The 10,909-nt window shown below is 63.9% G+C and carries 8 protein-coding genes and 1 tRNA gene; 3 read left to right on the top strand and 6 right to left on the bottom strand.

The window, feature by feature from the left end; translation table 11 throughout:
• Positions 1–148: 148 nt before the first annotated feature.
• From ACXJ7R_RS15400 to ACXJ7R_RS15410, 3 genes are all read right to left on the bottom strand, one after another.
• The gene (locus tag ACXJ7R_RS15400; RefSeq protein WP_457152580.1) at positions 149–1,363 is read right to left on the bottom strand and encodes an NAD(P)-binding domain-containing protein; all 1,215 of its coding nucleotides are present in this window, start codon (positions 1,361–1,363) and stop codon (positions 149–151) included.
• 53 nt (positions 1,364–1,416) lie between these two features.
• On the bottom strand, positions 1,417–1,974 hold the full coding sequence (locus ACXJ7R_RS15405; protein ID WP_095089778.1) for an OsmC family protein: 558 nt from the start codon (positions 1,972–1,974) through the stop codon (positions 1,417–1,419).
• 319 nt (positions 1,975–2,293) lie between these two features.
• Positions 2,294–2,370, bottom strand: a tRNA-Pro gene (locus ACXJ7R_RS15410).
• A gap of 199 nt (positions 2,371–2,569) precedes the next feature.
• Between ACXJ7R_RS15410 and ACXJ7R_RS15415 the strand changes: the two genes are divergently transcribed.
• Entirely contained in the window at positions 2,570–4,090 is a 1,521-nt protein-coding gene (locus tag ACXJ7R_RS15415) for a phosphomannomutase/phosphoglucomutase (RefSeq protein WP_457152581.1), read from the top strand.
• 43 nt (positions 4,091–4,133) lie between these two features.
• Here ACXJ7R_RS15415 and ACXJ7R_RS15420 read toward each other — a convergent pair whose 3' ends face one another.
• Entirely contained in the window at positions 4,134–5,021 is an 888-nt protein-coding gene (locus ACXJ7R_RS15420; RefSeq protein ID WP_457152582.1) for an NmrA/HSCARG family protein, read from the bottom strand.
• A 100-nt stretch (positions 5,022–5,121) separates the two neighbouring features.
• On the opposite strand from ACXJ7R_RS15420, the gene ACXJ7R_RS15425 reads away from it, so the two are divergent.
• Both ACXJ7R_RS15425 and ACXJ7R_RS15430 read left to right on the top strand, forming a co-directional pair.
• Complete coding sequence (locus ACXJ7R_RS15425) at positions 5,122–6,021, top strand: LysR family transcriptional regulator (protein WP_457152586.1); 900 nt, start codon at positions 5,122–5,124, stop codon at positions 6,019–6,021.
• Positions 6,022–6,071: 50 nt separating this feature from the next.
• On the top strand, positions 6,072–8,312 hold the full coding sequence (locus tag ACXJ7R_RS15430) for a mannose-1-phosphate guanylyltransferase/mannose-6-phosphate isomerase (protein ID WP_457152583.1): 2,241 nt from the start codon (positions 6,072–6,074) through the stop codon (positions 8,310–8,312).
• Between the two features lie 7 nt (positions 8,313–8,319).
• Here the strand turns inward: ACXJ7R_RS15430 and betB are convergent, their stop codons facing one another.
• Entirely contained in the window at positions 8,320–9,783 is a 1,464-nt protein-coding gene (gene betB / locus ACXJ7R_RS15435; RefSeq protein ID WP_457152584.1) for a betaine-aldehyde dehydrogenase, read from the bottom strand.
• Between the two features lie 51 nt (positions 9,784–9,834).
• On the bottom strand, positions 9,835–10,909 hold a 1,075-nt coding region (locus ACXJ7R_RS15440; protein WP_457152585.1), incomplete at its 5' end, for a GMC oxidoreductase.

Consider the following 10,909-nt stretch of genomic DNA (forward strand, 5'->3'; position numbering starts at 1 on the left):
GCTTGAAAGTGGTGATGAACCGCTGTCCAAAGATTGAGTTGTTCCGCCCCTTCTGGAAGCCGAAGTTGCACTTGGGAATATGATTGCGGGTCACCGAATTCGGAGGTGTCGCGGCAACCGACCTGTTCCCCTGGTCTTGGATTGGATTCTACCCGAGGTACGATGCCAGATGGGCGCTGAGATCACGCGCGTCGTCGCCAGCGCCGTCGATCAGCGCAGATTTGCGGCGGCGCAGAAACTGCATCCCCATCAGGTACAGGCCCGGATGTTCAGCAACCCCGCCATCGTGACGGACGTAGCCCTTGCGGTCGATGACCGGCAGTTCCAGCCACGAGTAGTCCGGACGGTAGCCGGTGGCCCAAATGATCGTCCTGATCGCGCCGCTGGCGAGGTCGAGGCCGAGCGGCGGGTTGTCCTCGACATGGGTCGGCGGCGGGCGATCCGGCGGCCCGACCGTCGCGTCCAGGCCGTTGTCGCGCGCCCATTCGTCGATGAGGTCGAGCAGCCGGGCCATCTTCAGATCGGAAAGCGCGCACATGTTGCGCAACGACCCCGCAAACTGGGCTTTGCCGTCTTCGGTGATGCCGGCGAGGCGGCCGACGAGCCGGACGCCGAGGTCGACCAGCGCATTGAGGTCGAGGGTGGTGCGGTCGGGCGTGCCTGCAAGCTGCAGCGAAGGAACCCGTCGTGCCCGCCTGATGTCGTCTACCTCGTCGTAGCGCTCGTCGAGCACGCCGGCGGCGTCCATCCACCACTCCAGGTCCTTGCCGCGATAGACGCGGGGCGCCCGGATGTGCTCGCCCACCGACAGGGTCACTTGGCGCCCCGAACGCTGCAGTTCCTGAGCGATCTGGGTGCCGCTGGCCGACGCGCCCACCACCAGCACGCCACCGTCGGCGACCTGACCCGGATTGCGGTAGGACTGCGCCGTCAGGATGGTGACCGACGGCGGCACGCGGACGGCGAAATCGGGCAGGCGCGCGATGTTGCACGCGCCCGACGCCAGCACCACGGTCCGGCACCGCCACTCGCCGCGATCCGTGCGCACAAGATATCCCGCCCCGTCGCTGCGAACCGAGCTGACGGTCGTGTGGGTTCTGACCGGAGCCGAGATCGCCTTGGCATAGTTCCCGAGGAAATCGATCACCTCTGGCATCGTCCGGTAGCCATCGGGGTCGTCGCCGTCATAGCGGAAGCCCGGTAGCCGACTCTGCCAGTTCGGGGTGAGCAACCGCAGCGAATCCCACCGCTCGGTGCGCCAGGTATGGGCAATCTCGCCGCGCTCCAGCAGTACATGGTCGATCGAACGCTCCGCGAGGCAGCGGCTCATCGCGAGCCCCGCGTGCCCTGCACCGACGATCACGGTGGTGACGGAACTAATCGCGCCCTCTCAGAGTCTACCGCTCGAAGTGCCTTTCAATTCACCACGACCGTGACGTTCGTCGGATTGGTGACAATGTCATAGACCGCAGATCGCTTCTGCGACTGAGCGACGAGTGCCTCGATATCCTCGGGCTTGGCGTCGGCGTCGATGTTGTACTTCACCGTGATGCCGCTGAAGCCGTTGCGAACGTCGCTGTCGATGCCGAGTATGCCGGCGAGATCCATGTCACCTTCGATTGTAGCCTTCACCGACTTCAACTGGATGTTGCGGTTCTGGGCAACCGCGGCGATGCCGGCGGTCAGGCAACTCGCCAGCCCGACCAGCACGTATTCGACAGGCGTGGCGCCTTTGTCCAAGGAAGCGAAGACCTCCGGATGGTCGGCGTCGAATGCGAACGTGGTCTTGCGATGCTGGTCCTGGCCGAGACCGTAGAAGCTCTCGACTGTCGAGTGGCTGTGGGTGCCGTCCTTCCATTCGCAAGCCGCGCGCCACTTGAATTGCGCGGCCTCCGGGGCGTTGGAAAGCGCTTCCTTTGCGGCGAGAAGCGCCTCTACGTTAACGCCATTGTTGGCCTGTACTTCGGAAGCCATGATTATCCTCCCTAACTTGCACTGGCTCAAAAACCCGACCGATTCCACTGACCTCCTGATCAGATTTCACCAAGGTGTGGCATGGTATGGGTAGCGAAGTTTTTCATCAAGTTGTTTCCGCAGGGATACAGTCGTCCCTCGCGCACCGAGTTGCGCTTGCAGGCGAAGGAGTGCCCTGCATGTCGGTCGACGGCGACCGTGGGACTGCCAAGGGCATGCCGCGCGTTCACGCGCCTGACCACTGTGGGCGCGGTGGATAATTAGGCGAAGCAATCTGTGGGGTATCGGGAGAAACAAATACCTAAGTATCTGTTTTTTCTGGTCGGAGTGGCAGGATTTGAACCTGCGACCCCCTCGTCCCGAACGAGGTGCGCTACCAGGCTGCGCTACACTCCGTGACCAGACCGCGGGCTTATAGCCGCCGCACTTCGTTCCTGCAAGCGGCAATGGCAGTGGTTCTGTCGCATTTCGTCGTCTTTCGTCGGGCATTCCCGGAAAGCCCGGATTTCCACCCGGGATAAACCGGGCATAAAGTCTTGTGTGCTAGACCGCCGCGTCGATGGATCGTATTTCTGCCGCCTGGAGCTTTGCTGTCTTGCCCCCAAAAATCGTTGGCGAAGCCCGCCCCAACAGCTTCGAATTCGAAACCGAGGCGCTGATCAAGGCGTCGGGTTTTCGCGAATACGATGCGCGCTGGTGGTTCGGTCATCCCGGCTCCGCGCAACCGCCGGAGCTTAATCTGATCGGAGTCCAGGCGCTCGGCATGGGGCTTGGCACGCTGATCCGCCGTCTCGGTGCTGGCCCCGATATCGTCACCGGGCACGATTTCCGTTCCTACTCGCTGTCGATCAAACTGGCGCTGGTCACCGGCCTGATGGCCGCCGGTGCAAAGGTGAGGGATATCGGCCTGGCGCTGTCGCCGATGGCCTATTTCGCCCAGTTCGCGCTGGACACACCGTCCGTCGCCATGGTCACCGCCTCGCACAACGAGAATGGCTGGACCGGCGTCAAGATGGGCGCGGCGCGGCCGCTGACCTTCGGCCCGGAGGAGATGAGCGCCCTGAAGGCGATCGTGCTGGCTGGCGACTTCGACCTCACCGGCGGCGGTTCCTATGACTTCGTCCGCGATTTCCGCGCGACCTATCTCGATGATCTGGTCCGTGACAAGCGCATCACGCGAAAGCTGAAAGTGGTCGCCGCTTGCGGCAATGGTACCGCCGGCGCCTTTGCCCCGGAAGCGCTTCAACGCATCGGCTGCGAGGTCATCCCGCTCGATGTCGAACTCGACCACACCTTCCCGCGCTACAATCCCAATCCCGAGGACATGAAGATGCTGCATGCCATCAGGGACAAGGTGCTGGAGACCGGCGCCGATGTCGGGCTCGGCTTCGACGGCGATGGCGACCGTTGCGGTGTCGTCGACAATGAAGGCAACGAGATTTTTGCTGACAAGGTCGGCGTCATGCTCGCGCGTGATATTTCGCTGCTCCACCCCGGCTCGACCTTCGTCGTCGACGTCAAGTCGACCGGCCTGTTCAACACCGACGCGGTGCTGCGCGCCAACGGCGCCGTCACCGACTACTGGAAGACCGGCCACTCCTACATCAAGCGCCGCGTCGCCGAGCTCGGCGCCGTCGCCGGCTTCGAAAAGTCAGGCCATTTCTTCTTCAATCCGCCGATCGGGCGCGGCTACGACGACGGGCTGGTCACCGCGATCGCCATCTGTCAGATGCTGGATCGCAGCCCCGGCAGTTCGATGGCCGACCTCTATCGGGCGCTGCCGCTGACCTTCGGCACCCCAACCATGTCGCCGCACTGTGCCGACGATGTGAAGTATGGCGTGGTCGAGCGGGTGGTTGCCGATTTTCAGGCGATGCAGCGCGATGGCGCCAGCTTCGCCGGCCAGAAGATCATCGATCTGATCACCGTCAACGGCGTGCGCGTCGTCGCCGAGGACGGCACCTGGGGCCTGGTGCGGGCATCGTCGAACAAGCCGGAGCTTGTCGTCGTCGTCGAAAGCCCGGTGTCGTCGCAGCGTCGCCGGCAGATGTTCGACGCCGTCGACGCCGTGCTGCGCCGCAGCCCCGAAGTCGGCGCCTACAACCAGACTTTCTAGCTTCGGGACCTGGTCGCAGCAGCGCAAACGTCAGCGACGGGTACTAGCCGGCGGAAGCGGTCTGCTCCAGGGCGCTCCAGTCGAACGCTCGCGCCCAGTCGGCAAAACTGTGCCAGCGGACCTCGGGGAAATCCTTGCGCAAGGCGGTGATATCGACGTCGTAGCCGACGCGGTCGAACCATTCGAACATCAGGGCCGCATCCTCGCTTTGCTGGCGCGCCACGGCGAGCGGGATTTCCTGATAGCGGATCGGGCGACCGATGGCCTCGGACAGGATTCTCGCTTGCTTTTCACCCGACAATTCGTCCCCGGCGAAATCGAACCGCTTGCCGAACACCTGTTCTCGCCGTTCGGCCAAGGCGGCGACGAAGCCGCCAATGTCCGCCAGGGCGACCAGTTGGAGGACGCGTTCGGGAGGCATCGCGAAGGCATAAGTGCCCTGGCTGAGCGCGCCGATCGACCATGGCGCCACAACATTCTCCATGAAGGCGACCGGCGCGCTGATCGTGTAGGGGATACCAAGCCCGACGACATGCTTCTCGACCAGATACTTGCTTTCGAAATGCGGGATGCCGGTCTTCTTGTCGGCGTCGGCAACGGAAGAATAGATCAGGTGTCCGACGCCGGCAGCCTTGGCGGCATCTGCGGCGATGATCCCCTGGCGGGTTTCCTCCTGCATGCCAGCCTCATAGCTGTTGCCCATCAGGAACATGGTCTCGACGTCTTTTGCGGCCCTGACGACGGAGGCTGCGTCAGCGAGATCGCCGGCCACGATCTCGGCGCCCGACAACGCCAGTTGGCGTGCGGCCTCACTGTCCGGCTTGCGCGTCAGGGCCTTGACGCGATGTCCCCTGGACAACAATGCGCGCGCAACCGCGCCGCCTTGCTGGCCGGTAGCGCCGGTCACCAGAATGTTTCGTTTGCTGGCCATGGTGTCTGCTCCTTCTTGTTTGGCTGCAGCAAAGTTAGGATCTTTCGCATTGATGCATAATTGACTATAATTGGGAAACGTCGTCCCAATTTTGAATACAATGATCGACCTCAACGATATCGTCGTGTTCGCTCGCGTCGTCGAAGCCGGCAGCTTCACCGCTGCCGCGCGGCTGCTCGCCATGCCCAAGACGACGGTCAGCCGCCGCATTGCCGCGCTCGAGCGCGAAGTCGGCGTCCGCCTGCTGCAGCGCACGACACGTAGCCTCAACCTGACGGATGCCGGGCGTCTCTACTATGAGCAGAGCAGCCAGGGCCTGCGCACCATCGAGGAGGCAAATCTGCGCCTGGCGGAGGCGAGGGCGGAGCCGTCGGGCACGATTCGCATTTCGGCCCCGGTCGGCTTTGGCGGCCATTTCCTGATCCGCGCCGTGGTCGACTTTCTCGCAATGTATCCGAAGACCAATGTCGAACTCCGCCTCACAGACGACAGGCTCAATCTGGTCGAGGACGGCATAGACCTCGCTTTCCGCACAGGGATGCTTCAGGATTCGACGCTGATCGCCCGCAAGCTCGGCTCCACGCACCGGCTGCTCGGCGCCAGCCCGGACTATCTCGCCCGGCACGGCACGCCGCAAAGCCCGGCGGACCTCACGCACCATCAATGCGTCATCGCAGGCGCTTCGGCCTCAGGCGCCCATTGGGTGCTGGAAGGGCCACACGGCCAGGAAACGGTCATGGTGGCAGGGCGCTTTGCCGCCAATGAAATGCAGGCGGTCGTTGCGGCCGCGCTCGCCGGCTTCGGCATCGCCCAATTGCCCCAGGCGATCGCCGAAGGGCTGATCAAGGAGGGGCGACTGCGGCACGTTCTCGCGGATTACACGACACCGGCCGGCGGCCTGCATGCCCTCTATCCGAGCGGCCGCCACCTATCGCCCCTGGTCAAGGCATTTATCGAGCTTGCATCCAAACGCATTTCCAAGGGCATAAACACCGCTTAAGGCTTGTGTAGTAGCACCGGCCACCAATTGCCTCTGAGCGCGAGACCTGAATGACCGAGCGGATCGTTAGTTTTGTCATGAGCGGCGGCATCGGCTCGCGGCTCTGGCCACTGTCTCGCGAGGACAACCCCAAGCAGTTCCACGATCTGTCCGGCGATGGCTCGATGCTGGCCAAGACCTTGCGTCGACTGACGGCGAGACCGGAAGGCGAAACGCCCATCTTCCTGATCGCCTCGGAGCGTCATGCCGACCGCGTCCGCGCCGACCTTGCCGGCCTCGATCTCGCCGGCGGCGGGCCGTTGTTCGAGCCGACCGGTCGCAACACCGCCGCCGCCGTCGCGCTGGCGACGCTGCGCACACTGTCCGAGTTCGGCGACAGCCTGGTTCTGGTGGTGCCGTCGGATCACGAGATCAACACCCCGCGCCAATTCTGGCAGAGTGTCGAAGCCGGTACCGAGGCAGCGCGCGCCGGCCGGCTGGTGGTGTTTGGCGTCAAGCCGACGCAGCCCGAGACCGGCTACGGCTATATCGAAGTCGCGGCCGAAAGCGGCGGCACCTTCGACGTGTCGCGCTTTGTCGAAAAGCCGGACCTTGCGACGGCGCAAAACTATCTCCAGGCCGGAAGTTTCTATTGGAACACCGGCATCTTCCTGTTTCGCGCCGGCGCCATGCGCGACGCCTTCGCGGCGTTCCAACCTGACATCTGGCAGGCCACCGAAGCGGCCTACAGAGCGGCGACATCGGATCTGTCCGGTCTCTACATGCCGCTGGAACTCTATGGGGCCATCCCGTCGAACTCGATCGACTATGCCATCATGGAGCGGGCAAAAGACATCGCCATGGTGCCAGCCGGCTTCCGTTGGAACGATCTCGGCTCCTGGCAGTCGCTGCTCGATGTCGGCCCTGCCGACGACCAGGGCAATGTCGTCATCGGCGATGTCGTCGCCATTGACTGCGAGAACTCCTACATCCGCAGCGACGGGCGCCTGCTATCGGCGATCGGCATGAAGGACGTCGCCATCGTCTCGACCACTGACGCCACCTTCGTCGCCCCGGTCAGCCACAGCCAGCACGTCAAGAAGATCGTCGAACAGCTCGAGAAATCGGGGCGGCTGGAAACCCGGTTCACGCCGGCGCATGACCGCGTCATCGAAAGCGGCGCCTGGCGACGGCGCGTGCATCACTGGCTGTTTCAGGAGACCTTGCCGCTATGGTCGACATCGGGCGTCGACGAGCGTCATGGCGGTTTTTACGAAGCGCTCGGCCTTGATGCCTCACCGCTGATGAAGCCCAAGCGCATGCGCACCATGGCAAGGCAGGTCTATGCCTTCGCCGTCGCCAAAGCGCGCGGCTGGGACGGTCCGGCCGACCGGCTGATCAGCCACGGCATCGACTTCGTGGCCAAGAATGGCCGCACCGACAAAGGCGGTTGGGTGCGCACGCTGAACGTCGACGGCTCCGTCGCCGACGCCACCGAGGATGCCTACGATCATTCCTGCGTGCTGCTGGCACTGGCGCATGCGCACATGTCGGGCAATCCCGACGCCTTGCGGCTTGGTCAGGAAACCTTAGCCTTTCTCGACACATATCTCGAGGACAGCCGCCTGACCGGCTTCCTCGAAACATCTGACGGGGAGGGCGAGCGGCGCTCCAACCCGCACATGCATCTGCTCGAGGCGTTTCTCGCCTGGTACCAGGCGACCGGCGAGCGCACCCATCTGCGTCGTGCGGCGCGCATCATCGACCTGTTCCGCAGCCATTTCTTCGACGCCGAAAGTTGGACCCTGGGCGAATATTTCGATGCCGAATGGAAACCGTCCGCCGGCGAGAAGGGGGCCTGGACCGAGCCCGGTCATCACTTTGAATGGGCGTCCCTGCTGGTCGATTTCGCCGGGCGTAGCGGCCAGTCCGAACTGAGCGGCTTCGCCCGAAAACTCTATGCCTCGGCCATCGCCAACGGCCTCAACCGCGCTACCGGTCTCGCTTATGGCGCCGTCTCCAGGCAAGGCCTGCCGCTCGACCGCGTCTCCCGCAGTTGGCCGCAGGCCGAAGCGGTCAAGGCGGCGATTGCGCTGGACGGCTCGGGCGGGCCCGACCTCAAGCCCGAAATCGAGGAACGCGTTGGCCGCCTGTTCCGTTGGCACATCGACCCGGCGCCGCTAGGCCTGTGGATCGACCGCATCGACGAACGCGGCCGCTCGCTGGCGACCGACGTGCCGGCCAGCATCTTCTATCACCTGGTTTGTGCGCTGACCCAGTATCTGGACAGCACGGCGCAGAAGCCGACATAGGCTGGGTTCAGTACGGGCTCGCCACGTCGCCGGTCTCGACATAGATCGACTTCAGCTGCGAATAGAGCGCCAGTGCCGCCAGCGAATTCTCGCGGCCGATGCCGGACTGCTTGAAGCCGCCGAAGGGGATCTCTACCGGCGTCAGATTGTAGGCATTGATCCAGCAGGTGCCGGCCTGCAGCTCGGCGATGACGCGATGGGCGCGCGGCAGGTCGCGCGTGAAGACGCCCGCGGCAAGGCCAAACTCGGTGTCGTTGGCGCGGTCGATCACCTCGTCCTCGCCGTCGAACTTCAGCACGCTCATCACAGGCCCGAAAATCTCCTCGCGGGCGATGCGCATCGTGTCGGTGACGCCGGTGAAGACGGTAGGTTCGACGAAGAAGCCACCGTCGAACCCCTGCAGCGAAGGCACGTTGCCACCGCAGGCCAGAACTGCGCCATCCTGCTTGCCGACCGCGATATAGCCGACCACCTTCTCATGCTGCGCTCTGGAGACCAGCGGTCCCATCTGGGTTTCGGGGTCGAGCGGATCGCCGATGCGGATTTTTTTCGTCCGCTCGACAAGCCGTTCGACGAAGCGGTCGTGGATGCCGCTCTGCACGAAGACCCGCGTGCCGTTGGAGCAGATCTGGCCGGTCGAATAGAAATTGCCGAGCATGGCGCCACCAATGGCATTCTCGATGTCGGCATCATCGAAGACGATCAGCGGCGACTTGCCGCCAAGCTCCATCGTCGCGTGCTTCATCTTCGAACCGGCCAGCGACAGCACCTTGCGACCGGTCGGCACCGAGCCTGTCACCGAGACCTTGGCGACGACATCATGACCGACAAGCCCGGCGCCGACATCGCCATAGCCCTGCACGACGTTGAACAGCCCATCCGGCAGGCCGGCCTCGCTGTAGATTTCAGCCAGCGCGAGCGCTGACAGCGGCGTGTTTTCCGACGGCTTGAACACCATGGCGTTGCCCATGGCCAGCGCCGGCGCTGATTTCCAGCCGGCGATCTGGATCGGGTAGTTCCAGGCGCCGATGCCGACACAGACGCCAAGCGCCTCGCGCCGCGTATAGGCGAAGGGCCCGCCGAGATCTATCGCCTCGCCATTGTAGGCGGCAACCGCGCCACCGAAATATTCCAGGCAGTCCGCGGCCGACGGCGCATCTGCCACCAGTGTCTCCTGGATCGCTTTGCCTGTGTCGAGCGTCTCTATGCGAGCGAGGTCGGCGTTGCGGGCGCGCAAGATGTCGGCGGCGCGGCGCAGGATGCGTCCGCGTTCGACCGGCTTCAACCGCGCCCAGGCAGGCTGCGCGGCACGCGCGGCCTCGACGGCGAGTTCCAGCACGTTCGGCGTCGCCGAACGCAGCATGGCGATCGTCTCGCCGGTTGCCGGATAGATGACCGGCAGCGGCGCGCCCTGCTCATCGTCGATATAGCGTCCGTTGACATAGTGCGATGCCGTGGGCTGGGCGCGCATGGAGGTCTCCAAATCGTCTTCGCTTGGGCGGAATGTTCGCCGGATCATGCTCTATCTGTCGGATGCCTGCCAGCGCGGATTGATCCAGGGTTCCTGGTTGGACGGCGCCAGCGGTGTGCGGCCGAGAATGTGGTCGGAAGCCTTCTCGCCGGTCATGATCGACGGCGCATTGAGGTTGCCGTTGGTGACGCGAGGGAAGATCGAGGAATCGGCGACGCGCAATCCTTCAACGCCGATGACCCGGCATTCCGGATCGACGACGCTCATCATGTCGTCGGCGCGGCCCATCTTGCAGGTGCCGCAAGGATGGTAGGCGCTCTCGGCGTGATCCCTGATGAAGACATCGAGATCGTCATCCGACTGCACGTGGCTGCCCGGCGAGATTTCCTTGCCGCGGTAGCCATCGAACGCCTTCTGGCCGAAGATCTCGCGGGTCAGCCGGATGCAGTGGCGGAACTCCGTCCAGTCGTCAGGATGCGACATGTAGTTGAAGCGGATCACAGGCTTCGATTTCGGGTCCGGCGAGCGCAGCGTCACCGAGCCGCGCGACTTCGACCGCATCGGCCCGACATGCGCCTGGAAGCCGTGCGACTTCGCTGCCGCCTTGCCATCATAGCGGACCGCCGCCGGGATGAAGTGGTACTGGATATCGGGATAGTCGACACCGGCGCGCGAGCGCACGAAGGCGGCTGCCTCGAAATGGTTGGTGGCGCCTAGCCCGGTCTTGAAGAACAGCCACTGCGCCCCGATCAGCGCTTTCGAGAACGGGTTGAGCACCGAATTGAGCGTGATCGGCTGTGTCGATTCCTGCTGGATATAGAGCTCCATATGGTCCTGCAGGTTGCGGCCGACGCCGGGCCTGTCGGCCACCACGGCAATGCCGTTCTCCCTCAGATGCTCGGCCGGACCGATGCCCGACAGCATCAGGATCTTGGGCGAATTGATCGACGATGCGGCGACGATCACCTCACGTCGCGCCTTAACGACCTGAATCTGTTTGTGAGCTTCGATCTCGACGCCGATGGCGCGTTGATTCTCGATGATCACCCGGCGGGCGAAACCCTTGAGCAGGCTAACATTCTTGCGGTTCAACGCCGGCTTCAGATAGGCGCTTGCAGCCGACCAG

It is taken from the genome of Mesorhizobium sp. P5_C1, assembly GCF_054049815.1.